Consider the following 25330-nt stretch of genomic DNA (forward strand, 5'->3'; position numbering starts at 1 on the left):
TGACAACGTCAGGCCTTGCTCATACACCCATGAAGATCTGGAGTCGGTCTCACAGTCTCCAGCGGAAGATCATCGCGGCAATCGTGATGGTCGGCCTCCTGCCACTGACTCTCCTCCTCGCTCTGACCTATCATGAAGAGCTGCGCTCGCTTCAAGAAACCACTGGAGCGAACTTCAAGGAAGTTGCGGTTGAAGCGTCGCGTCGAATCGAGATGCACATCAGCCGCGGGATGAGCGAAGCCCAGCAACTGGCGACGACCCCGTTTCTCAGGACAGCGGTAACCGAATCCAATCGGACCTATGAGGACAAAGATCCTGCCACGATCCAGGGCATGATCAAGGATTGGCAACAACGGTGGAAGCAACGAGACAAACGAAGTGAATTTCCCCTCTTCATTAACCAAATCGTCACCAATTATCTGATCCGCTGGCACGACATTCGGAAAGCCGACTATGTCGGCATCTTCGTGACCGACAATCAGGGCGCCCTCGTCATCAGCTCGATTCCGCAAGTGGAATATTTCTACGGGAAAACGGCCTGGTGGCAGGCGATCGTGAAGGCCAACGCTCCTCATGTGTACGTGACCGACATCGCGTTTGATCCCAACTTTGGTACCCATGTGGTCGTCGTGGCGGCCCCGATTCTGGATGACGCACAACATGTCGCCATCGGCGCTATCACGATTTTGTTGCGTCGGGACACGTTGTTCCATTCTATTTCCGAAGTCACAGTCGGCTCGACCGGCCATGCGATGTTGTTTAGTTCGGACGGAGTGCCGGTCATCTGTCCGGTCTTGTCCCTTGAAGAACATACGGTCACGCCGGAATTGATCGCGACCATCAATCAGGCGAAATCAGGATGGGCTGTTGCTTCGGATGACTCGCATGGGAGTCGCAATTCGCTGATCGGGTTTGCTCCGGTCCGGTTCGGTGAAAGCTTAGCACCAGGCAGCATCGGTGGAAAACATTGGATCACGGTTGTGCGACAGGATCCGCGAGAGACCTATGCGCCCCTCGCCGATCTGGTGGCAAAGGTGTTGTTGTACGGATTGGCCGTGCTTGCGGTGCTTTCGGGAACCGGTGTCGTGGTGGCGCGCCGGATCGCCCGTCCGATCCAACTCCTACATGATGGTGTACGAGAAATCGGGAGTGGCCGGTGGGACCAGCGACTCGATCTCAAAACAGGTGATGAAATCGAGCATCTCGCCGAGGCGTTCAATCGGATGGCGGCGAATCTTAAGGTCTCGTTTGCGCAGATCGAACAACGCATGGCGGAGGTCCATCGTCTTGAGGAAAAATATCGCGACCTCATCGAGCACTCTCCAGAAATGATCTACCAGTTGAACCGCGGCGGTCAGTTTGTCCACGTGAACAAAACAGGTCTCGATAAATTGGGCTATACCCTGGACGAGATGCTGGCGATGCGGCTGTGGGACATTGTGCCGAAGGGACAAGAGACCTTGGTGTTGAATTACCTGGAACGGCTCATGTCCCAGGGACAAAGCTCGATCGAGACGATATTGGTGTCGAAGGATGGTCGACCGGTCGACGTCGAGATTCATGCGACGGCTTTGCTCGACCAAGAACGAGGCGGGCTCGTGCATTCGCGCGCGTTCGTCCGCGACATCACGGAACGGCGCCAACTGGAACGGCAGCTCCAACAGTATACGACCAAGCTGGAACAAGCGGTGTCGGAGCGAACCCAGCAGCTCGTTGCCTCGCAAGCACGCTATAAGGCTCTCTTTGATCTCGTGGCCGACTCCGTGTTTATGGTGGATCCTGAGGGCGTGGTGGTGGCGGTGAACAAGCGGGAAGAACAAGCGCTCGGCTATGCGGAATCCATGGTGGTCGGGAAGAGTCTGTTTGACGTGGCGACGCCGGAACATCGGGAGGTGCTGCGCGAGCTGCTGACGAACCTCATGGTGGGACAGCGGCAGGCGCCCACCAAGGAAATCACCGTACGACATGCCACTGGACGAGAGATGCCGGTCGAGATGGACCTCATTCATGTTGGAGCGGGGGAGAGTCCGTTGGTGATGGTTCAGTTACGCGACATCACGGATCGGAAACTGCTTGAGCGTCAATTGCAGACCTATCGAGAGGAACTTGAACTCAAAGTCCGTGAACGGACGAGAGAAATTGAAGAAACCAAACAATATCTCGAAAACTTGCTCGAAAACGCGAACGACGTCATCTACACCTTGGATACGGATCAACACTTCACCTACGTGAATAGTAAAATTGAGGCATGGGGCTATCGCAAGGACGATTTGATCGGGCGGCCGTATCTCTCGTTGTTGTCGAAGCGGCATCGGGGACGTCGTTTGAAAAACACGCTCGATATCGGTGCGAAGCAGGTCTATGAGGTGGAAGTGGTTACGCGTATGGGAGAGGCGAGAACCGTTATGGTGAGCGTCTCGCCGCTTCACGGGGTTGGAGGGACGATCCTCGGAGTCCTAGGCATCGCCCGAGACATGACGGAAACCAAGAAACTGGAACAACAGATTCGGAATTCAGAAAAGTTGGCGTCGGTCGGGAAGCTGGCTGCCGGCGTGGCGCACGAGATCAACAATCCGCTGGGAGGGATGTTGAACTGTCTCTACAATCTGCGCAAAGGCACCCTCTCTCCGATGCGACAAGAGGAGTATGTCGCCTCGATGGAAGATGGGGTGCGCCGCGTGCAGAAAATCGTTCGACAGCTGCTTGATTTCTCCCAGCAGCATGAGCCGGCCTTCGCACCAGCCGACATCAATCAGATCATCGACCAAGTTCTGGTTTTGACCACTCATTTGTTCGCTCCCAATCAGATTGTGCTGGAAACTTTGCTTGGTCATGGGTTGCCGAGCTTGATGGTCGACCGTCATATGATCGAGCAGGTTCTGATGAATTTAATCCTCAACGCGGTGCAAGCGATGAAAGGCGGCGGTGTTCTGACGATTCGCACGTCTGTGGTGGAAGGCGTGTGCCTCGTTGAGGTGTGTGATACGGGATCGGGCATCGCGCCAACCGTGCTGCCCAAAATTTTTGATCCGTTCTTTTCAACGAAAGGTGAAGGGGAAGGGACCGGGCTGGGTCTTTCGGTCAGCCTCGGGATTGTGGGACGCCACGGAGGAAAAATTCTCGTGGAGAGCGAAGTCGGCAAAGGTACGACGTTTACTCTTTGCTTGCCCCTTTCCCGCGACCGGTCGTTCGTGGAGAAGACGTCATGAAGGGACTCAGAATCCTCATCGTCGATGATGAGCCGTTGATGCGGCTTTCGATGGCGGATGCTTTGGAAGCCGTGGGCTATGACGTTCAGGCTGCGGCATCCGGGACGGAGGGGATCGAGGCCATCCGCCTGCGCGAATTCGATCTTGTGATCACAGACTTGCGTTTGCCCGGCGCGGACGGTTTGGCGGTTCTGAAGGCAACCAAGGAGAAGGCTCCTCAGACCGATGTGGTGGTGATCACAGCGCACGGATCCGTCGAAACGGCGGTGGGAGCGATGAAGCTCGGCGCCTTTGACTACATCACCAAGCCGTTTCAAATGGATGAGTTGCTGCTGATCGTCGAGCGTGCCGGCAAGGTGATCGCGTTGCGGCGGGAAAATCAGGATCTCAAGGAAACCCTGGAAGACAAGTTCAGCTTCGGCGGGATTCTCGGAACCAACAGCCAGATGCGGGCGGTGCTCGATAAGATCAAGCTGGTGGCGGCGACCGATTCCACGGTCTTGATACTGGGTGAAAGCGGGACAGGGAAAGAACTGGTCGCCAACGCCATTCACCAGAATAGTCCGCGGAGCCACTATCCCTTGATTAAAGTGAGTTGTGCCGCGCTCCCTGAAACGCTGCTCGAAGCCGAACTCTTCGGTCATGAGAAGGGCGCCTTCACGGGAGCGCTTCGCCAGCGACGGGGTCGGTTCGAACTGGCGCATAAAGGCACGCTGTTTCTGGACGAGATCGGGGAAATTTCTCCGGTTGTGCAAGTGAAGCTGCTCCGCGTGTTGCAAGAGAGAAAGTTTGAGCGGGTCGGTGGCAACGACACCATCGATGTTGATGTCCGGCTCGTCTGCGCGACGCAAAAGGATCTCCGCAAAGAAGTGGCGCAAGGCCGGTTTCGCGAAGACCTCTTCTATCGTCTCAACGTCGTGCATGTTGTGATTCCTCCGCTGCGTCAGCGGCAGGAAGATACCATGCTGATCGCCGAGCATGTGCTGAACACCTGCTCGGTCAAGATGAACAAGAAGTTGCGAGGCTTCTCGCAACAGGCCAGGGAACTGCTCCTGCGCTATTCGTTTCCTGGGAACGTTCGGGAATTGGAAAACATGGTCGAACGTGCGGTGGCGTTGGGACGGGACCGAGACGCAATCCAACCATCCGATCTCTGTGGGTTCCAATCCTGTCCCTTCGCCGGTGGCGCACCCCAGGAATCGTGCGGCTTTTGCAGCGAGGGACTTTCCGGGGTAGGGACACGACGGCATGCGCAGCCCTTGACCTCGTTGGCCACAGCGCGCGAGCAATTCGAGCGGGAATATATCGTCGCTGTGTTGGAACGGGTTGAAGGAAGCCGGACGACGGCGTCGAAAATTCTGGGGCTCTCGCGCAAGGCTCTCTGGGAAAAATGCAAGCGGTACAAAATCCCGTCGGCGAAGGGCGAAGCGGAGGAGGAAGGCGAGTAATTGATGGTGGCGGGCGAGAGAAGCAGACTCTCTGGCTTACTCACCGTGCTCGCGCCCCGCGCGGCACCCAAGGTAGGTTTTATCCCGTCGCCAAGAACCATCGAAGGGCTCTGGGTCGAACAAGTTCTGTTTGGCGGTGCTCGCTAGGGTCAATGGCGCGTCTCGGCGCGCCAGGGGTTGGGCGGGTGACAAAGAGGCGCCGCAATCAAGGATCGACCAGGCCGCTTCGCGAAGAGATGATTATGTGCTGAAGGGCCGATGGACGTGCGCAGTTGCGAGTGAGCCACCTCGTCCCCAACTTTAAGGAGTGTGGGCGAGGACAAACTGCTGAGCGGCCTATCCCCGCTTGAAGCAGGGAGAAGGCAATAACCTGAAGCGAACCACTGAACGGGGCCGAGTGTTAAGAAGGCGACAGGCTTGGAAACGGCCTGTCGCCTTTCTATTTTTTTCCTCTTGCGGGTAGCTTGTGCAAAGGTGCCTGCCGGAAAGCTTCGTGCCTTCATCGGAGAAACCGGGACCCAACGAGACTGTGCCGAGAGGGAAAGCTGGAACTGACCGACGCGTCACGGTCTGGTAAGACCGTGACGGAGAGAATTCCAGAAGGCTTCCGCTCGGGGCAGTCCGGAAGGGTGGTTTCGGGAGATGAGGAGCGAAGCTTTCCGGGAGGCGCCGCTATTCTTGATGTTCCGGCCCGCACTCCCACAGTTTCACCGTCCGGTCCCAGGCCGCGCTGGCCAGTCTCGTGCCGTCGGATGACAGGACCACCGTACGAACACCGCCGCTATGTCCCTTCAGGGTCCGGAACACGCGGCCGGTCGAGAGATCCCAGAACTTGATCGTCTGATCGTCGCTGGCGCTAATGAGGACTTTCCCGTCAGGGCTGACAGCCAGCGAACGGACCCATCCCGTGTGTCCCGTCAAGGTCCGTCGTTCGAGGACATTCGGCAAGTCGAAGAGCTTGATTGTGGTATCGCGACTTCCTGTGATGAGCGTCTTTGCATCGGGCGTAAACGTCATGGCGCCGATCCAATAATCCATCGGCTTTTGGAAGCCGCCGTCGTCCTCGATGTAATACCCGCGTGTTTCCGTCGAGTCTTCCTCATCTTCTTTCCAGTGGCCGTTGTGGAGCACTTTTTCTTCTCCACTCGGGAGGACTTCCCAAAGCTTAATTTTGCCGATATCGCTGCCGCTGGCGAGATGGATTCCGTCTGGTGAAAACGCGACACAAGGCGACCAGTGGTGGTCATATTGGTCTTTTCCGAGCAGGGTCATGAGCTCGGTGCCGGTCGTGACTTCCCAAATCTTGATGTCTTTGTTGTGGCTCCCTCGGGCCAGCATGAGGCCGTCGGGTGACAGAGAAAGACTGCACACGTTGTGATCATAGCGGGTGAAGAGCAGTTTCAATGGTTCGCCGGTCCGAGGATTCCAGAGCCGGATGGTTCGATCGTCGCTTCCTGTTGCGAGAGTCTGTCCATCAGGCGTATAGACCACTGCCCGGATATCGTTCGTATGTCCCCTGAGAGACCGGAGCAGCCGCCCCGTTTCAATTTCCCAAATCCGGACGAGACGATCCACGCCTCCACTCGCTAGGGTCAACCCATCCGGTGCAAAGGCCACCGACCAGACTCCGTGAGAGTGGCCACGGAATGTTCGAATTTCCCTCGCGTCGGCTTTCCAATATTCGAGACAGTCGACCGGTTGCTTGGTCATTCCCGGTCCTGCTGAGCTTGAGGAATGGGTTGGTGCGATCGGCGTCGTTGTAACAGGGTCAGCCATGGTGAATCTTCCTTTGCACGAAACGGATGCGCTTCCGGCCACCGCCCTGACTTGATTGCAAAACGGCGATTCGGGCCAGTATAATTTCGCTGCGATCAGTCGTGATCGTAAGAGATGCCCAGTCGCCAAGTCAAGCCGGCGATCGGGGCGTTTTGCCGGTCCGTCAAGGAACTTTCGAAGTCTTCCACGCTATGGGAAGTGATTGAGGACGAGTATGGAACTTCGCTTTCAACCCGCGTTGCTTCAAGAAGTCATCGACTCGTTTGTCGAAAAGACAGAACGGGAGGGCGACCCCACCTATTATAAAGAATTCCACGAATTGGCCGATCCGATTTACGAGAAGTTCACCCTCGACGATCGCGAAAGTGAGTTTAAGAAGCTCTACCAGTATCTGTTCGGGATCTGGGGATTTTCAGACATTATCCGCGATGCGTTCAACGAGTACCCGGTCCTCAGGAAGAGCATCGGGATTGTCCTGGTCAAAGGCGTACTCAAAGAGGATCAGGAAGGGGTGGATATTCTCAGAAAATGGGGCTCGGTTGAGCAGGAACTGGCCAAACAGTTTGAAGAGAAGGGGCTGAAAGGCGTCGGCATCAAGCTCATTCCGCGCCGATTCTACGATCCCGCCCTAACTCGTTATTGCCGTCACGAACTCATGCATATCTCTGACATGCTGGATCCGCTGTTTGGGTACGATCCTGATACGAAGGTGGGACAAAACCCCGGTGAAGAGACACTGATTCTCCACCGGTATCGGGTGCTCTGGAGCATCAGCGTGGACAGTCGCCTGGTAACGGCCGGTAAAGAACCCATGTTGCCGAAGGAGGATCGCTTCAAAGAATTTCGCTCCTGGTATCGGAAAATTCCCGCTCCTCAGTTGAAGTCCGTCTTCGAGGGACTCTGGCAGACGGGATTCTTTACCCATTCAGAGTTGATCGAGATGGCCACGGATACGTTGCGTGTGATGGACCGAGCCGTGGATGTCGAAGGAGGCGAAGTTCCGGACACGGCCAACAAGGTCATGCTCATGCCGGGATTTCCGTGCCCGCTCTGCCGGTTTCCCACCTATTCCTGGGTCGAGGACATGGACAATAAGGTCGAGTCCTATGTGTTGGATTTCATCCGCGAGAATCATCCCGGTTGGGATATCGAGTTCGGCGCCTGTGACCGCTGCATTGAGGTCTACAAACTCCGAGCGGACGGCGTGATGTAACGCAGATGGTGAAACCGCCCATCAGCATCGTTCTCGTATCGCTCAAGGGCTCGACGTACAGAAAAAAGTACGCCTCGACCTTTCGCTCGCTGCGGCCTTGCTGCATAGACAGTTTGACCATCTCCCCAGAATAACAATTCATACTGTGGCCACCGATCCGAAATACGGCCGGCGCGACTTCTTCAAAGACTCGGTCCTATCTGTTGCCAAAGCCGCTCGTGAATTTTCCATCCATAGCAACGAGACGCCTGAAAAACCGGCCGCGCCGCTTCGCACGGATTGGCTGCGTCCTCCTGGCGCGGTCGACGAGGCGTTGTTTCTCGAGCGGTGCACGAAATGCAGCGACTGCGTAAAGGCCTGCCCACACGGCTCGATCGTCTTCCATCAGCAGGACGGAACGCCCGTAATTTTTCCGGATCAAGTTCCATGCTATCTCTGTGACGACACGCCGTGTATTGCCGCCTGCGCCACCGAAGCCTTGGTGCCGGTCGGGGAACGAGATGACATTCGGATGGGGCTCGCAACGGTGTCGCATCAGTTGTGTACGGCGGCGCAAGGTTGTCATGCCTGTGCGTCCAAGTGCCCGACGCAGGCCCTCTCAATGGATTTTGACGTCCAACGCCTGGTCGTAACGGCTGAACGTTGTGTGGGCTGTGGCCAATGTGAGCAAGTCTGTAAAACGGTGAATGATCACATCGCCATCAAAGTGACACCGGCTCGTCTTTGTCCACAGAAGTACCCCTGAAAAACCAATGAATTCTGAGCTAACCCGTGATCATATAGACCAAGACACATCGAAAAGAAAGCCCAGGGAATCAGAGCTTTTTCCTGTGGGCAGCGAGGATCAGATCGGGCTTGACATGCCCCAGGCCTTTACCTATCATAGCGAACCTCAGCAGTGGTCTGACTGCTAGCGCCGAGGAAAAAAACGGCGTGGTGCGCGCCAGACAGGAGAGCTGATTCTCATGACGAGTAAACAGCCAGTGCCTGCTTCACAGTCCGCAGCCGCTGTAATGACTAACCCCCCAGCAATCAAAGATTCTCCAGCAGTCGAACGAGCCCTCAGTCGCAGCAAGTTGTACCTCCTCCTTTCGTGGAGCCTCCTCTATCCGGAGGACGAAGAATTTCTCGATTACATGCAATGCGGAGAATTCGTCGAAGACGGCCGCGCCGCACTCGATGCGTTGCAGGCTGCACTCGATGGTTTTGGCGGCGAACGGGCCAAACAGAAGATTGCGCTCTTGCAGAAGCATTTTGACCACATTGAAAAACTCGTCGTCTCGGAGTGTGTGAATTGGCAACTTTCCGACCTGCAATCCGAACATCGACGCGTGTTCAGCAATGTGATCACGCTCGACTGTCCGCCTTACGAAACTCTGTTCGGGAACGACCACGTGTTTGCCCAATCGCACGTCATGGGCGACATTGCCGGCTTCTACAAGGCGTTCGGCGTAGAATTGTCGAAAGACATTCACGAACGACTGGATCACCTCAGTGTCGAATTCGAATTCATGCATTTCCTCGCCTATAAAGAATCTTACTCCCGCTGTCATGACAGCGCAGAGAAAACCCAGATCGTAGTCGATGCCCAGAAGAAATTCGTCAAGAATCACATCGGGCGCTGGGTGCCGCTCTTCTGCCGGATGCTGGTGAAGAAGGCTGATTCAGGCCTGTTCAAGATCGTGGCGGACATGACCTCAGACTGGATGGACTTCGAAGCCGCGTTTTTAAACGTAACCGCGCAACCCTACTCAGAGGCCGATTATCGGCCTGCCACCTTCAATGCCCCTGAAGGCCAAACGTACGAATGCGGTGCGCAGGATCAAGGCAACGAACTGAGTCTGTTGCTGAACGAAACGGGTGCACAGAATTTCATGGATCACAAGGACAAAGAGCAAGACAAGGAGGAGGGGGGGCCGGTCGGAACCGCCTAGCTGGTTGAGTCTTTATCGTGTCGCGGATTTTTTCTTTGCAGGCAGTCATACATTGGTTGGTGTTTAATCTTTTAATAGAGGAGGGTATAGTCACATGAGAGTAGTGCAGACACACAACAAGCATGTGGTGTTTGGCATTCTTCTCTCTGCGTTGATCGTCGGCGTGATGTTGACGATCGGGCAGGTACCGTTGGCCGTCAGCCAACCGGTGACCATTCCGGCGAAGACCGTCAAGGGGCCGATCCCGATGGATGGCGCGAACCCGGTTTGGGAGAGCGTCCCGGGCGTGATCGTGCCGCTCAGCGGCCAGCTGATTACCACGCCAATGCATCCGAACATCTCCGTGAAATCGGTGTTTGTGAAGGCGATGACCAACGGCAAAGAGGTCGGGTTGCGTCTGGAATGGAATGACCAGACCAAGAATGATACAACCATTGGTCCGCAGGACTTCCGCGACCAGGTTGCCATCATGTTCCCGGTCAATACCTCTGGTGCGCCACCGTTCCAATGCATGGGCCAATCCGGCGGGACCACCAACATTTGGCGGTGGAACGCGGAGTGGCAGAAGGATCTCGGTAAGGACAGCGCCGGGATTTGGGACGTCGACGATCAATATCCCGGGATTTTCTGGGACTATTACTTTGAAGAGCCTGCGGGCGGTGTGACCTATCCGGATCGGATTGGGCGCAGCCTCGGACCCTTCAATCCCGGAATCTGGTCCGGCAATATCATGTCTGACCCGACGTTGCGCGTGAGCTCGGTCGAGGACCTGAATGCCAACGGCTTCAGCACCCTCACGACGCAGGCTCACCAAGACGTAATCGGGAACGGCGTGTGGGAACCGGCAGGATCCGTCAAGGGCGGAGGGTATTCCGGCCCAACCTGGCGCGTGGTCGTCAAGCGATCACTGGAGACCGGTGATGCTAACGACGTCCAGCTCAAGGGCGGCATGACGGTACCAATTGCATTCGCCGTATGGGATGGTAACAACATCGAGCGTAATGGGATGAAGGCGCTCTCCACCTGGTTCTCGCTCAAGCTATAACGAGCAGACAGGTGGTTGACGAAACCACCTCTCGTCTCTCGGGACGAGGGCAACAGTAGCTAAGAAAATCCCCTGGGGTTGCGGTCGCGCGAGTGACGGTCGATCCCGGGGGATTTCTTTTTTTTTCACCTATTTTTGGAGGTAGAGGCATCCCTGTCGATTAAGTGATGCCCTGAAGCCTCCAACGAGACGGTCAGGGTTGATTTTCGCGCCTTCCGGAGTGTATAAGCCATGGAAGGTCTATATCTTAATTTCGTCTTATATTTCATACTGGTCGGTAGAGATTTCCTATGAAAGTGTCTCTGCTTTTTCCCCCTACCTGGCACCCGTCCCAACCGTACCTCAGCCTTCCCTCTCTGACCGGATTTCTCAAGCAATCAGGGGTCACGGGTGTCTCCCAGCGGGACCTCGGCATCGAATTGTTGGATCATGTTCTGACTCGGTCCTATGGAGCTGATCTCTATCAACAGCTGATAGAGAAACGCCGGGCGCTGGACCATGAGCGGACCGGGGAGACAGGGCCAGGAAGTGCGGAGCATCACGCTCGCATCGTGGAGTCGTTGGACCGGTTCCCCTATTTGATCGATCGGATCGAGCCAGCCAAAGAGACGCTGCGAGGTGAAGGTTTCTATGACATGGAGGCCTACCGCGAAAGTCTGTTTCTGATCGATAAATGGCTGGAACTGATTTCCACGCTGTACTTTCCCACCCGCATGACGGTCGTCGACAATCAATTCAGCACCTATTCCATCTATTCGTCCAAGGATCTGATGACAGTGATCCGGGACGAGAGCCAAAATCCCTATATCAGCCTGTTTCGTGAGTCGTTTCTACCCTCGATCCTCGGAGGCCATCCCGACTTAATCGGAGTGTCCATTACGGCGACGTCCCAGATCATCCCGGGCCTCACGCTTTGCCGCCTCATCAAGGAACGTGCACCGGAGGTCCATGTTACGATCGGAGGAAGCATTTTCACCAGGCTCGTGGATAACCTGCGCCGCTGCCAGAATCTCTTTGATTTGACCGACGACATCATCGTCTTCGAAGGAGAAACGGCGCTGCTCGAGCTCGTGAATCAACTGGCCGGGAAGAAAGACTTCAGTAAGGTGCCGAACTTGATCTATCGCCAGAACGGCAAGATCATCGTGAACCAGCCGTTCTATTCGGAGAACGTCAACCAACTCCCGGCCCCCAACTACGACGGCTTTCCACTCAACCGCTATTTATCTCCGGAGCCGGTTCTGCCGGTCCAATTCTCACGCGGCTGTTACTACAAAGATTGCGCGTTTTGCGCGCTCACCCTGGATCATCAGAACTTCCGCCAAAAGGAACCGGCCCGCACCGTCGGAGAGTTGGAATGGCTGAAACAGCGTTATGGGGCGCAATTCTTCTTCTTTACCGACGAATGTTTCGCGCTGTCGCCGACCAAGCGGTTGTGCCAGCAGATGATCGAGCGGCAGCTTGATGTGAAATGGACCTGCGAGATGCGGTTCGAAAAGCATCTGACGCGTGACCTGCTGGCTTCGATGCGGGATGCCGGATGTCTCAAGATTGTCTTTGGTCTCGAATCGTTCAACCAGCGGATCATGGATTTCATGAAAAAAGGGATCAAACAAGAGTGGGTCCGCCGCATTTCGGACGACTGTGTCGATCTCGGCATCGCCGTCCATTGTTACATCATCGTGGGATTCCCGACGGAAAAGGAAGAGGAGGCCCTCGAGACGATGAATTTTATCGTGCAGAACAAGCGGCTCAACGAGTCGTACGGCTTCTCCTGTCAGCCCTGCTTGTTCGATTTGGAGAAGGAAGCTCCGATTATGAGCGACCCCGGCGGATACGGAATTCGTCGGATTATGCGGCCCGCCGCGGAAGATTTGAGTTTAGGATTCTTTTACGAGGTGCAGGAGGGAATGACCCCGGATCAGGCTGAACGGCTCTACCAGCATGTGTATGAAAAAATCAGTGAGGTCGTATGCGAGTTGCCGTTCAACTATTCGATGGCGGATGGCCTTCTGTACATTGCGCGTGCAAAGGCACAGCCGGTGACTGTGGCACAGTCGGCCGGTTCCTAAGCGGGCGGTGTAGCCCCTCGTGTTCGTCGATTGGGACGATGTGTTAGTCCCATAAGCAGGAGATCCTCGTGACAGCACTCACAGCGGCCAGCGAACGGGTGACTGGAAAATTGGGGGATCAGACCCTCCTGTTCCAATATACGATCAAGCTGGTGCTACTGATCTCGTTCCTGGAATTGGTCCTCTACCGCCTCGTGTCACGTCTGGGGATGCATCTCAGCAAATTGGCGGCGGAACACGGATGGATTGTTCCAACGTTTACGGCGCTCACAGAGATCGGGCAGTGGCTGTTGAATGCAGTGGCGATTTTGCTCTTTCTCGGCCTGGGTGTTGCGATTCTCAACCGATCAGTCGGACGGAGCATGAACGGATTCGACAAGATCACGGTTCCCTGTATTGCGCTGTTGCTTCTGTTGACGGTGGGGTTTCTCTTCGTCCAGCCGACGATGCTGGGGTCCTCTCTCTATAATCTGGTCGCATTGGTGACGCTCATTTGTCTTATGACGGAGTATCTGTCCACACACGAAGAATGGTCTCACCGTGCAATGGGGCTCACGTATCTGTTCGGGATCGGGGGATGGTTGTATTACCAGATTGTCTCGACGGCGTATAGTTTTCTCGGCACGGTCGCTGCGCCACCCATGGTCTACGAAGCACATCGAGCCGGCGAGGCCCTCATGGTTCTGTCCAGCATGCTCGTATTCTGGGCGTATGGACAGGGGGTCTCGATTCGCTCGCGCAATCAGCGTCAACGGCACCGCGCCATCTGGTTTTGGACCACCGCCGCGTCGATCTTCGTGGGGATGCTGGTTTTGGATTATCTTCTCGACCACTACAATTCAGCGATGGCAGCAAATATCAGAAGCGGCGCAAGAGGCATCGGGTGGATTTTTCAATTCGGGATGGGGTACACCTTCTACTTGCCGTTTGCATTCTATATGGCCGGGTTGATTTGTTGGTCCTATACAGTGATCAAGCTGCTGACCATGGGCCGTCTGGCCGGGTACGGGATCGGTCTGATGTTTATCGCAGGCTATGCACTGTTGTATTCAAACTTGACGCTCATGGTCATTCTGGGCGTCATGCTCTTGACGATGGATCGCGTCAAACGAGAGTCGGTGGAATCCGCACCAGCCTCGAGCGCGTCGATGATGGGGACTCCCGACACACTGGTGAGCGGACATGTATAATGTAACCGTCTTGGAATAGGATCACGTATGAACGAACCAGCCTCGACTCCTCACGAACCGAGCCCTGCAGCAGTCGATCCCGGCGATATGCCGCTGGCGCCGGATGAAGAAATCGCCGAACTCGAAAAGATGCTGGCGGCCGAACCGGACGATTTTCAAGCGCGCTGCCGGCTCGGAGAACTCTATTTCAGCAAGGGAAGGCTGGATGACGCCCTCGTCGAAGTCAAGAAATCCATCGAGATGGCGGAGGGGTTGCGGGCGGAAATGAATCGCTCACTCGCCATGTACTATTCGAACTTGGGTACGATCTACGCTACGAAGAACATGGCGGACGAGGCCCAAGCCGAGTTCAAACATGCGCTTGAAGTCTTCCCGCATGACGTGCTTGCCCTGTTCAACCTCGGACGGCTTCATGCGGACAAGAAACAGTACTTGGAGGCCAAGAGCTATTACGAACGCCTCGTGGAAATCACACCGGACGATCCGATCGCCTGGTACAACATCGCGGGCGTTTATGTCGAGTTGGATAATCCGCAGGTGTCGGACTACAACACTATCGATATGGCGATTCAGTGCTATCTCCGCACGCTGGAACTGGACCCGAAGCATCTGGAGGCCAGTTTCAAGCTGATGGATTTAGCACTCAACCATAAAAAGACGGATCTCGCCATCCGAGTTATGGAAGACGCCGTCGAACAAAATCCGGACGAGCCACTGGCCTACTACAACCTCATCAACGTGTACGACAAGTGCAAGATGTTCGAGCAGGCTGAACAGACCAGGCAGCGGCTCAAAGATCGATTTGCAAAACGGGCCAAGGAAAGCGCATCATCTTGATTTACAGACGGAGGAGTATACCATGTTTGGGAGTCTTGGTTTCACAGAGTTGATCCTCATTCTTGTCATTGTGTTGATCATTTTCGGAGCGGGCAAGCTGCCGCAACTGGGTGAAGGGATCGGCAAGGCCATTAAGGGCTTCAAGAAGTCTGTGCACGAAGCCGATGCGATCGAAGCTGAAGCTCAGGCGGCCCAGCAGCAGACGGCGGCCACGCCTCAGCAGGCGATACCGGCTGCACCGGCGCCAGCCGCTCCTGTTGTCGAGCAGCATGCCGCGACCGCCCAACCGGCCTCGCGAGGATAGGTTCCGGGCCACAAGCGAGGATCGGAAGGTATGGAAACAGACGTTCAACTCGCGACGGGGTACATCGAAACTTTCGCGGGCAACGGGAAGGCCCGCAGCACCGGAGACGGTAAACGCGCCGTCAAGGCGGGGATTCCCTTGCCGCATCACGCCGCGCTCGACAAAGAGGAGCGATGGCTCTATTTTGCCGAGTCCGGATCCGACCGCATCCGACGCATCGATCTCCAGGAAGGCACACTGCACAATTTCGCCGGCATCGGCGAGACCTGCTATAGCGGGGACGACGGTCCCTGCGGAGAAGCGGGCCTGTACCTTCCGCTCGATCTCGTGTTCGACTCCCGCAACGATCTCTACGTCTGTGACTCCGGCAGCAATCGAATCCGTAAAATTGACCGCGAGACCGGCATCATCACCACCGTAGTGGGAACCGGGCAACATGGGTTCAATGGGGACGGTCCCGCACTCGAGATCAACCTGACGTGGCCGGCCGCCATCGCCTTCGACAGCAACGACGTGATGTACATCGCCGACACCCAGGCACACCGGGTTCGTCGGTTCGATCCGCGGACGGGTCTGGTCACGACGATTGCCGGCGCGTGGACGGCGGAGGATGATGCCCGCGAACAGCCGCTTGTGGCCAGGAACCTCGTTGTTCTGTCCGGTGATGCGATCGGAATCGATTTCACCGACGACCACGGCTGGCTGATGCCGGTCTGCTCAGATGGGCTGGACCTCTCGATGTATCTGGACGACGGCAAGTCGGCTTCGGAGGCGAGGCTCTATGACATTGTGGGGATTGCCGTCAACAGCAAAGGCGATGTCTACGTCGTCGACAAAGGCAGCAATCGAGTCCGCAAGATCGACATCCCAAGCGGGATCATTTCGACCGTTGCAGGCGTCTGCCGGTACGGCTTTGACGGCGACAACAAGCCGGCCACGAAGGCGATGCTCCATGCGCCAGAAGCCGTCGTATTCGACCCCCAGGATAACATGTATATCTCCGATACGATGAACCACCGTGTCCGGCGGGTCGATGCCAAGACCGGTGTCATCACCACGGTCGCTGGTAATGGCGACAGCGGCTATGAAGACAAGAACATGGGTGGCTGCGGAGCCGCCCGATTTGTGGCGAAAGAATCCGCCGGTACGCTGAAACATGGTGATGGCCTGCTCGGCGTCGAGGCGGTGGTGAACTCTCCGGTCGGGCTCGCCCTGGACTCTCAAGGACATCTCTTTGTCTGCGAACGGGGTGAAAATAAAATTCGTCGCGTGAAGCTCTGGTAGCGTCGCCGGCGGTTGTCCCGTTCGGTCTCGCGCCTCGTGTGTGATAGGCGGAACCTCTCGCGACATAGGCACTGGTCATCCGAGGGCCCTGCATGGTGCGCATGACGACGGCTAACCGTTCTCGTCCCCTCTGGCTCTTCTTTCTCTCCCTTCTGAGTGTGGCAGGTGTGTTGGGAGGCCTCGGTATTCCTTTGGTAAGTTCAGAGGGTATGATCATCCGGTCGCAGCTCGTTGACGGGGAGTTGCCGACAACCCCAGAAGATGCGGCCTGGTCCAAGGTGCCACCGATGACCCTTCCGTTGAGCGGTCAGGTCATCACGAGGCCGGTCTGGCCGGAACCGACCGCCCGTGCCCTGACCGTGCGGTCGTTGCACAACGGCACCGAGATCGCGTTTCTGCTGGAATGGCAAGACAATACAAAGAACGACCGTCTGACGCCCGGGACCTTTCGAGACGGGGTCGCGATCGGACTTCCACTCGGCGATGCGCCGGCGTTCTTTTGCATGGGCCAACTTGATCACTACATCAACATTTGGCATTGGAAGGCGGACTGGCAGAGCGACATCGATCGACGGGCGGCTCGAGCCGGAGAAAAGAAAAGTGGCGAAGTACGCACGTTCGAAGTCATCCCTCGCCGGATCTCGTCGGTGGAGGATCTCATCGGCGGCGGGTTCAGTACGCTGACGACGAAAGAAAAGCAGGGACGGGTGCAGGGCAAGGCCACGTGGAAGGACGGTGTCTGGCACGTCGTCATGCGGCGGCCGCTCTCAAGCGACGAGCAGGAAAACGAAGCCAAGTTGATTCCCGGCCGAATCCAAACGGTGTCGTTTGCAGTCTGGAATGGGGAGAACAAGGAGCGGAACGGGCAGAAGGCCGTGGCGCCGTGGTTTCAGCTGGTGATCGATCCGGTTGCGAAACTGTAGGTTTCTTGGTGTGATGTAAAAAAGTACTCGCCGGCATTGGAGGAGAGATCGGTTTGACGGATCGACGACAGCAAGCCCTTCGCCACAGGAGGGCTTTTTTTATGTGCGTTGGCCTTTCACTTATTATGATGGTGGGAGGAGGTGTGCCCGCTGACGGATGGGCGGCCGACCAGGAACCCATGACGGTCGAAGAGGCGACTCGACTGGGCGAAGAATTCGGGGTCATCGTGGGGGAAGTCGATGAAGAGATCCAGAAGGAGTTAAAGCTGCAGCGACCTCAGGGCGTCGCGGTATTTGAGGTAATTGGTAATTCTCGAGCCGATTATGCGGGGATTAAGGTGCGATCGGTCATTAAGGAAATCGATAAGAAAGAAATCAAGAACATGATCGACTTCGGGCGATCGATCAAGGTGGCGATGAAGGAATGTAACTTTACACTCGGGACCTACGAGCCCGCCGATCCGGGCGATCCGGTCGGGTGGGGTGTCAACTTTCACTTCGTCGGGTGTAAGCGGGATTAGGAACGATCCATGCGCATCAGACACCGCTTAGCCGTCGGACTTTTTCTCGCCATCGTGGTAGCCGTCAATGGCCTGTACCATGGGTCCGCGATTGCGCAGAAGGCTGACGGTCAGGCACCGGCCGACTGGATAGCAGAGATCGAAAAAGTCTTCATTCGGTCGGAAGACTGCAAACAGTGTCATGACCGGCACTATGAAGAATGGAAGGGCATGCGGGAGCAGACGCCCGATCTGAAGACGTTCGGTCGGGTCGATGCCGCGCTGCTGCACGGCACCTCGCTGGAGTCTCCGGTATTCCGCACCGTCCTGGGTGTCTGGATGCAGACGAATCCGACCGCCGAGGAGCGGCGTCGCTGCCTGTCCTGCCACGTGCCTTCCACGACGGTATTTCCGCAGCATGCTGAAAAAATTGTCGGGCAGGTGTTAGCTGGAAAACCAAAGATCGAAGGGATCGGCTGCGCCTCCTGCCATTTGATCAAGCAAGTTGAGTCGGCGCCGAGTCCTCCTCCAACGTTCAAAATTGAGCCAGGGAAGATGATCTACGGCCCGTACAAAGATCCGGAAGAGAATCTCGTCCACCCGGCCACGCAATCCGACCTCTTCCGCGGCGCAAACTACTGCGCCTCCTGTCATTTCGATAAGGTCAAGGACGTGACGCAGAAGGATATTCCGGGAGAAATTCTGCAAGGTACGATCTGCCAGGATTGCCACATGGAGCCGTCGACCGGCAGTTCGACGTCCAAACGCGGCGCGATGACGCGATCCATCGGCCGGCATTGGTTCCGTGGCGTCGTGATTCCCGGCATTCTGCTCAAGAACAGAAATCTTCAGGCGGAATGGATGCCGCGTGTCGACATCGATGCGACCAAATCCGCCTCGGGTGTCGAAGGCAAGGCCTTGGTCAAAGTGGGAAGCCTGCCCCACAGTTTTCCGGACGGTGATCCGGTCTTGAAGCAATTCTTCCTCACGATCACGGTCAAAGACGCTCAAGGCAAGGTCTTGAGTCAGGAGACGAAGCAATTTGGACTGCCCTACGACAAGATTCTGCGCGGGCCGATTCCCGATCCGTTCATCAAAGGCGGAAATACAAGAAAGGTCCCGTTCTCACAAGCAATCCCTGCCGGGGCCACGGCGGCGACGGTCGAGGCTGTCCTGAGTTATGCCTTGATCCCAACGCCGGATGCTGCATTGCGCGACAAGTATCTGGCGACACTGGCGAACGACAAAGAACGGGATGCGGCAAAGAACATTCTCGACGACTATACCCAACCGCGTGTGCTGACCTATCGAGCCAAAACCTTGTAGCGGCAACGTAAGGAGAAGCGGCGTGATCGTCAGTCAATCTCGACGTGTGAGAGTTGCGGTAGGAACCGCCATCGTGCTGTCTCTGCTGGTCGGTGGACATCTGGTTTCGACCGGTCTTTTTGCACAAGAACCGGCCAAGTCTCAGGCGACCGTCGAGAAGGCCTTTCCCAATTCGAGCAAGTGCAAGCGGTGTCACGAGCGGGTGTTCGAGGAGTGGGAAACGTCGCCCCTCTCCCGCTCGATTCATTCCCCGGCCTTCCGTACGGCCCTCGATGAATATGTCCAGTTTTCTGGAGGGAAGGACAACGCCCTCTGTTTTCGCTGCCACGCGCCGCATGTCCGCGAGTTTCCCGATCATGCCAAGCTTTTTCTCGATCAAGTCAAATCCGGCGAGCCGGCGATCGATGGAGTGGCTTGCGCGCAGTGCCATTTGATCAAACAGGTCGATCGCGCCAAACACCCGCCGGAACCAAAATACGACGTCGGGAGCAAGGTGCTCTATGGGCCGTATAAGGATTTCGTGCAGAACCTGGCACATCAATCGATGGATCTGGATCTGTTCCGCAAATCGGATCTCTGTCTGAACTGTCATCAATCAGTGCCGAGTGCGGCGAATCTGGGAAAGACCAACGATCTCCTGGGTAATTGGGACCAGAGTAAAGCGGTGAAGTCGGGCAAGGAATGCCAATCGTGCCACATGCCGGAGCAGATCGGGGAGTCGGCGAACGGCGAGAGCAAGCGCAAAGTCGCCAACCATACCTTTCCCGGCCGCATCGGCAAGTTGCGGCAGGAAGCGGCCAAGCTAGACGTCCAAACAAAGATCGACGGCGACAAGACGACGCTGACCGTCAAGGTTCAAAGCCTGGTTCCGCACAATTTGCCCACGACTCATCCGGCCTGGGCCAGTGTGGTGTTGGATCTCGATATCAAAGGCAAGAACCTCAAGACCGTCTTTACCGACAAGCGCGTCTACGGACGGGTCTATCAGGATGCCAAGGGCCAGAAGACGAACTTCGATTTCGAGGCGGTGAAGGTGGTGGAGGATACGGTCCTGAAGCCGGAAGAAACGCGCGTCGAAACCTTCACTTTCCCGACGCCCAAGGACACGAAGAGCTTCGATGTGGAGATCTCGCTCAACTATGCTGCTATCAGTGGACCTGCGGCGTTCCTCCAGCGCGTCGAAGCTGAATCGCCTAAGGGGTCACAGGACCCCGTGTTCCAACCGATTACTATCGTCAAATATACCGAGAACATTCCGATTAAATAACAGTTACAAGCAAGAGGCTAGGGGCAAGGGGCGAGAGGCCCGGAGCGGGGAGTCTCGCGCGAAGATCCTATCCCTCTCACCACTAGCCTCATGCCACTCGCCCGCGGGTCACTCAAAAATGATGCGTGATCCCGGAGACTTCATCTTAAAGATTTGGAGGGCGGAGTAGATGCCCTTGGCTGGATGATTCAGGATGAGACGGGAATTTGTGATGTGAGTGTCGATGAGTTCGTATTGCCCACCGCTGTAGTAAATATCACAGTCGTCGATCTGACAGCTTTTATACACGTGATTGTCCAACGCCAGCTTCGCTTTGCTGAAGGTCTGTCCATCAATAATAATATAGTTCGGTTCTAAGCCCATCTCGCGGCTCTCTGAGTCGCCGCGCACTATAGCAAAGTCGATTATTGGCGTAAACCGGCTTTCCTCTGAGGCCGGATGGGCCAGGTTCAATAACCCATCTAGAACTCATCGCGCAACTCCGCGTAATATCAGGCCGACCGTTATGTGAGAAGAGTAGGTCAACAACAAACCCTAGAAGTATGTTCTGCTATCAATGACACAGACTGAGATACTGATAACATCTTTGCTCGTTGTTGTAGCGGCTCGTATCTTCGGCGGGCTCTGGGTCGAACAACGCAGACGTTTTCAATGTCTCCAGCAATTAGCAAGTGATTACGGGGGGAAATGCTATCGCGATCCGTCCTTTCTCATAAACTATGTATGCTCCCTTCGCCATAACGGCCGTGATTACTATGTGACGTATCGTCCCGTACCAGGACAAGGCAGTGATGGTCCGGACCAGTTGCTTTTCGTATGCAAGGTCATCACGCAATTTACGTTTAGTATCTCTAATGGTGATCGGGCGCCTTGGTGGCAGCGCCTTGGCGGGTCCACTGCAGAAGAATGGCCCCGAGTTCAAGTCTCTGAAATGGATTCCCAACTGATTTTTTATACGCCTGAGGAGGAGCGGTTAAGAAAGTGGTTGAAGAATCAGACCGTACGGCAGGCTATTGACCAAATAATGAACGAGATGAGTCGAATTAGAGCCATGGGAAATGAGTTACAGATTGGAAAAGAAATTCTGCGCGGCAATACTGACCCTGCAAAGATCAAAGGGTGGATTTCACAGATTGATCTACTTGCGGAAAACTTAAAGTGAGGTTGCTGAACCCTAAAAATCTGGCTTATCGAACTGGCTAATTCAAAATCAGTTCCTTGTGAGCCGTTAGATCGTGACTAGGAACCGCTTGAAATGTCCCGAATCCATAGTGATAGATCCGGAGGGTAATTGAACATTCCAAACTGAAAAAGGCTTGACCAGCGATTGAAAGCCGCGAATCTGCAATTCGCGGACACCAAGACTCCTTCTTCAGATTTCTTGGACTAAGCAACAGGTACTCAACCTGGAACCCCATGAACCTCTAGGTTTCGCACTCAATACGCTCGGTACCCTGAAGAATTGTCCAGCGTATCTATCAAGGCTGTACGGGACCTTGCATTGCGACCGGAGAAAAACCCCGCTCTTTAATACCGAGAAAATTGTGAGAACCTACCTCTCAGTGGAGATGCCAATTTTTGGCATTTCTAAGCAGAATACGGTATGAGCGCGGTGGGAAATGAGGGATAATGATGGGTTGATTTTTCCGAACGCGTTGATTTAGCGTTTGTTTTGAGCGATGGCTCTGGACAAGTCTTCCTGGCATCGAAGGTGCTGATACATGCCCCCATATTTATTAAGGTCGTAATCTATGCACGTGTCTCAGGGTTTATAGAGCGGACAACAGAACAAACCACGGACTGTCAGAGAGGCACCAATAAGGGTGGCAGAGTAATGAGTAAGCAGTTGAAGGCACAAAAGGGGTTTACCCTGATTGAATTGATGATCGTGGTCGCGATCATCGGGATTTTGGCGGCCATTGCCGTCCCGAACTTCTTGGCCTACCAGGCCCGGTCCCGCCAGGCTGAAGCTAGGACCAACCTGGGCGGGGTGTTCGTGTCGGAGACGGCGTGGTTCGGGGAGAACAACTTCTACTCGAACTTTGCCACGATCGGTTTTAACGTGGCCTCCGACAGCAACCGTTACACGTACCGAAGCCCGAATGTCACAGGAACAGCTGCCTCAACAGATGCCCAAGGCCTAGATATGTTCGCCAGCCTTGCAGGCTCGTCGACGGTTGGGGGAACAATTCAGCCGGAACAGGCGGTCGGGCCTGCAAGCGGTGCTGTGGTACCGGCTGCTGGTGTCGCCGGTTCGTTCACCGCGACGGCCAATGGGAACATCGACGGCGATCCGACGGTCGATAAATGGAGCCTGAATGACATTAAGCAGCTCGTCAACCAGATCAATGATGTGACTGGCTAAATGATCCTCAGCGCGTAGTAATCTGGCGGTCGGCAGCATCAGGGTTTCAAATCCCTCCCCCCTCCGTCGTCAAAGCTCGGGCCACTGTGCTCTACTCCACCTTGTAACTTTCCTATCTGAATCCGTGTCATAGCATCGCACATTCACCCAGGGCACGATAGACCGATCCACCTCGGGTCCTCAGAGGCCGTGAGTGAGCCTCCCCGCGCATGAGGTTGATCAGGAGTCCCTCTCGATTTTGTGTTGCACCTCCGCACGTAGCTGTATAGAATGACCAGACTTTTCGGCTAGTTAGCTTCTGCTGAATCAGCACCACCCTGCGGTTTTCCCTCTTGATTAATGTACTTTAATGAGGGAAACCAAGGCGAACTGTGCGATATAAAAAGCCCCTCAACCTGTAGGAGGAGACTCTCGTGAGCGACTCAGCGATTGTGACGTTTGCATTGATAGCAGCCGTGGCCGGCATTGCCTATGGCCTGTACTTGGCCATGTGGGTGTTCAAGCTCGACGCCGGCAACGCGAAAATGCAGGAAATTTCCAAGGCGATTCAGGAGGGGGCTAGCGCCTACATGAATCGTCAATACAAAACCGTCGGCATCGTGGCGGCCGTTTTGTTCGTGATCCTGTGGGGGGCAGGCGCCTTCTCTGACAAATTCGGTATGCTGACGGCGGTCGGATTCCTCGTCGGTGCCGGTGCCTCGGCGATCGCCGGTTATGTCGGTATGATCATCGCGGTTCGCGCGAATGTGCGAACTGCGCAAGCAGCGCATGATGGGCTGAACGCCGCGCTCACCGTGGCCTTTCGCGGAGGGGCGGTGACCGGCCTCTTGCTTATCGGCCTGGGATTGCTGGCCATCACCAGCTTCTATATGATCGCGGCTCAATTCGCAGGGCAAGAAAAAGCAATCCATGCATTGTTGAGCCTCGGGTTCGGCGGCAGCTTGATCTCTGTGTTTGCCCGTGTCGGCGGCGGCATCTACACCAAAGCGGCGGACGTGGGCGCCGACCTGGTCGGTAAAGTGGAAGCGGGGATTCCAGAAGACGATCCACGGAATCCGGCAGTCATCGCGGACAACGTGGGCGACAACGTTGGTGACTGCGCCGGAATGGCGGCGGACCTCTTTGAAACTTACGCCGTCACGACGGTCGCGGCGATGGTGCTCGCCTTTACTCTGTTCAAAGGTCAGAGCTCACCGGTTCTCTATCCCCTGGCTCTGGGTGCGGTGACCATCTTTGCGACAATCATTGGCATTCTGTTCGTGAAGGTGAGCCCGGGCGGTGAGATTATGCCGGCACTGTACAAGGGGCTTTTTGTGGCTGGCGGTCTCGCGGCCGTGGCCTTCTTCCCGATTACGACAAAAATCATGGACGGTGTCGGGGGCGTGAGCGGCGTGAGCTATTACATTGCCGCACTGCTTGGTTTAGTTGTGACCTTGGCCTTGGTATTTATTACCGATTACTACACGTCCAAGAACTACGCGCCGGTGAAGGATATTGCCAAGGCTAGCGAGACTGGTCATGCGACCAACATCATTGCAGGCCTTGCGGTGGGGATGCAGGCGACATCAGCTCCGGTGGTCGTGATTGCCGCCGCGATTCTGGGAAGCTACTGGATTTGCGGAGGCGCGGCCTCAGGCGGCCTGTATGGTGTCGCCGTAGCTGCCGTGTCGATGCTGTCGATGGCTGGGATCGTCGTGGCGATCGATGCCTATGGTCCGATCACAGACAATGCCGGTGGAATCGCTGAAATGTCGCACCTGGGCAAAGAAGTGCGGAATATTACAGACCCGTTGGATGCAGTCGGCAATACGACAAAGGCGGTAACAAAAGGGTATGCGATCGGGTCGGCTGGTTTGGCGGCGATTGTGCTCTTCGCGGAGTACGCGCGAGAGGTGTCCGCGCATGGTTCGGGATCAGCGGCATTTGACTTATCCGACCCGCGAGTGATCGTGGGGCTGTTCCTTGGGGGCATGCTGCCGTTCTTGTTTGGCGCGCTTTGTATGAAGGCTGTCGGGCAGGCTGGTGGTTTGATTGTCGAAGAAGTGCGGCGGCAGTTTAGGACGATCAAAGGCATCATGGAAGGGACGGGAAAGCCGGAGTATGGAACCTGCGTAGACATCGTCACGCAAGCGGCCATCAAGAAGATGATGGTCCCCGGGTTGATTCCGGTTTTATCTCCGATCCTCGTCGGCGTTATTCTTGGGCCCCAGGCGCTCGGTGGCATGCTTGTGGGCAGCATCGTCACTGGACTGTTCGTCGCGATCTCAATGACAAGCGGCGGCGGTGCATGGGACAACGCGAAAAAATTCATCGAAGAGCAGGGGAAAAAAGGTAGCGAGACGCACAAGGCCGCAGTGACTGGCGACACAGTGGGTGATCCCTACAAGGACACCGCCGGGCCGGCGGTCAATCCGATGATTAAAGTCATTAATATCGTCGCGCTGCTCATCGTGTCGCTGATCGTGAGATAGCGCAGCGTGCCTCTCGTTCAAGCATGATTCGGTTGTATGGTCTTCGAGAAACGTTTCGTGAGAGACAGTTCGCGTTTTTCACCCTTGGCTTGACGGCTGAAAGAACCGTGGGGTATGGTGATCGTACGGGATCAGGTGGTTGGCTGATCCACGAGAGTTCCCAGAT

The 25330-nt window shown here is 55.8% G+C and carries 20 protein-coding genes; 18 read left to right on the forward strand and 2 right to left on the reverse strand.

Annotated features, from left to right (window positions below):
- Positions 1 to 29: 29 nt before the first annotated feature.
- Together VEI50_10830 and VEI50_10835 are read left to right on the forward strand one after the other, a co-directional pair.
- On the forward strand, positions 30 to 3209 hold the full coding sequence (locus VEI50_10830) for a PAS domain S-box protein (protein ID HXX75613.1): 3180 nt from the start codon (positions 30 to 32) through the stop codon (positions 3207 to 3209).
- Positions 3206 to 4657: a sigma-54 dependent transcriptional regulator gene (locus tag VEI50_10835; GenBank protein ID HXX75614.1), complete on the forward strand. Its 1452-nt coding sequence runs from the start codon at positions 3206 to 3208 to the stop codon at positions 4655 to 4657. Before VEI50_10830 ends, VEI50_10835 begins: the two co-directional genes overlap by 4 nt.
- Positions 4658 to 5329: 672 nt before the next feature.
- On the opposite strand, the gene VEI50_10840 is transcribed toward VEI50_10835, so the two are convergent.
- Positions 5330 to 6433, reverse strand: a complete 1104-nt coding sequence (locus tag VEI50_10840) for a WD40 repeat domain-containing protein (GenBank protein ID HXX75615.1) — start codon at positions 6431 to 6433, stop codon at positions 5330 to 5332.
- A 214-nt stretch (positions 6434 to 6647) separates the two neighbouring features.
- Between VEI50_10840 and VEI50_10845 the strand changes: the two genes are divergently transcribed.
- The 13 genes from VEI50_10845 to VEI50_10905 all read left to right on the forward strand — a co-directional run bounded on the left by VEI50_10845 (position 6648) and on the right by VEI50_10905 (position 20328).
- Positions 6648 to 7646 (forward strand): hypothetical protein, encoded by a 999-nt coding sequence (locus VEI50_10845; GenBank protein ID HXX75616.1) that lies wholly within the window; start codon positions 6648 to 6650, stop codon positions 7644 to 7646.
- Positions 7647 to 7791: 145 nt separating this feature from the next.
- Positions 7792 to 8391 (forward strand): 4Fe-4S dicluster domain-containing protein, encoded by a 600-nt coding sequence (locus VEI50_10850; GenBank protein HXX75617.1) that lies wholly within the window; start codon positions 7792 to 7794, stop codon positions 8389 to 8391.
- 220 nt (positions 8392 to 8611) lie between these two features.
- Positions 8612 to 9580: a molecular chaperone TorD family protein gene (locus VEI50_10855; GenBank protein ID HXX75618.1), complete on the forward strand. Its 969-nt coding sequence runs from the start codon at positions 8612 to 8614 to the stop codon at positions 9578 to 9580.
- Between the two features lie 94 nt (positions 9581 to 9674).
- Complete coding sequence (locus tag VEI50_10860; GenBank protein HXX75619.1) at positions 9675 to 10625, forward strand: ethylbenzene dehydrogenase-related protein; 951 nt, start codon at positions 9675 to 9677, stop codon at positions 10623 to 10625.
- 290 nt (positions 10626 to 10915) lie between these two features.
- Entirely contained in the window at positions 10916 to 12697 is a 1782-nt protein-coding gene (locus VEI50_10865) for a radical SAM protein (GenBank protein ID HXX75620.1), read from the forward strand.
- Between the two features lie 68 nt (positions 12698 to 12765).
- Positions 12766 to 13887 carry a hypothetical protein gene (locus tag VEI50_10870; GenBank protein ID HXX75621.1) on the forward strand — a complete coding sequence of 374 codons (1122 nt, stop codon included), beginning with the start codon at positions 12766 to 12768 and terminating at the stop codon, positions 13885 to 13887.
- 27 nt (positions 13888 to 13914) lie between these two features.
- A complete protein-coding gene (locus VEI50_10875) occupies positions 13915 to 14724 on the forward strand; it encodes a tetratricopeptide repeat protein (GenBank protein HXX75622.1) in 810 nt (269 codons plus the stop codon).
- Between the two features lie 22 nt (positions 14725 to 14746).
- Positions 14747 to 15028, forward strand: coding sequence for a twin-arginine translocase TatA/TatE family subunit (gene tatA / locus VEI50_10880; GenBank protein ID HXX75623.1), 282 nt, complete (start codon positions 14747 to 14749; stop codon positions 15026 to 15028).
- Between the two features lie 30 nt (positions 15029 to 15058).
- Complete coding sequence (locus VEI50_10885; protein ID HXX75624.1) at positions 15059 to 16312, forward strand: hypothetical protein; 1254 nt, start codon at positions 15059 to 15061, stop codon at positions 16310 to 16312.
- A gap of 92 nt (positions 16313 to 16404) precedes the next feature.
- Positions 16405 to 17235: an ethylbenzene dehydrogenase-related protein gene (locus VEI50_10890; GenBank protein ID HXX75625.1), complete on the forward strand. Its 831-nt coding sequence runs from the start codon at positions 16405 to 16407 to the stop codon at positions 17233 to 17235.
- A 101-nt stretch (positions 17236 to 17336) separates the two neighbouring features.
- A complete protein-coding gene (locus VEI50_10895; GenBank protein HXX75626.1) occupies positions 17337 to 17756 on the forward strand; it encodes a PDZ domain-containing protein in 420 nt (139 codons plus the stop codon).
- 9 nt (positions 17757 to 17765) lie between these two features.
- Positions 17766 to 19061 (forward strand): multiheme c-type cytochrome, encoded by a 1296-nt coding sequence (locus VEI50_10900; GenBank protein HXX75627.1) that lies wholly within the window; start codon positions 17766 to 17768, stop codon positions 19059 to 19061.
- A 22-nt stretch (positions 19062 to 19083) separates the two neighbouring features.
- Positions 19084 to 20328, forward strand: a complete 1245-nt coding sequence (locus VEI50_10905; GenBank protein HXX75628.1) for a multiheme c-type cytochrome — start codon at positions 19084 to 19086, stop codon at positions 20326 to 20328.
- Positions 20329 to 20436: 108 nt separating this feature from the next.
- On the opposite strand, the gene VEI50_10910 is transcribed toward VEI50_10905, so the two are convergent.
- Positions 20437 to 20691: a hypothetical protein gene (locus VEI50_10910; protein HXX75629.1), complete on the reverse strand. Its 255-nt coding sequence runs from the start codon at positions 20689 to 20691 to the stop codon at positions 20437 to 20439.
- A 193-nt stretch (positions 20692 to 20884) separates the two neighbouring features.
- On the opposite strand from VEI50_10910, the gene VEI50_10915 reads away from it, so the two are divergent.
- From VEI50_10915 to VEI50_10925, 3 genes are all read left to right on the forward strand, one after another.
- Positions 20885 to 21490 carry a hypothetical protein gene (locus VEI50_10915; protein HXX75630.1) on the forward strand — a complete coding sequence of 202 codons (606 nt, stop codon included), beginning with the start codon at positions 20885 to 20887 and terminating at the stop codon, positions 21488 to 21490.
- A 672-nt stretch (positions 21491 to 22162) separates the two neighbouring features.
- Complete coding sequence (locus tag VEI50_10920; protein HXX75631.1) at positions 22163 to 22693, forward strand: prepilin-type N-terminal cleavage/methylation domain-containing protein; 531 nt, start codon at positions 22163 to 22165, stop codon at positions 22691 to 22693.
- 413 nt (positions 22694 to 23106) lie between these two features.
- Positions 23107 to 25164: a sodium-translocating pyrophosphatase gene (locus VEI50_10925; protein HXX75632.1), complete on the forward strand. Its 2058-nt coding sequence runs from the start codon at positions 23107 to 23109 to the stop codon at positions 25162 to 25164.
- Positions 25165 to 25330 lie beyond the last annotated feature (166 nt).

This window comes from Nitrospiraceae bacterium (assembly GCA_035623075.1).
Lineage (GTDB): Bacteria > Nitrospirota > Nitrospiria > Nitrospirales > Nitrospiraceae > DASPUC01.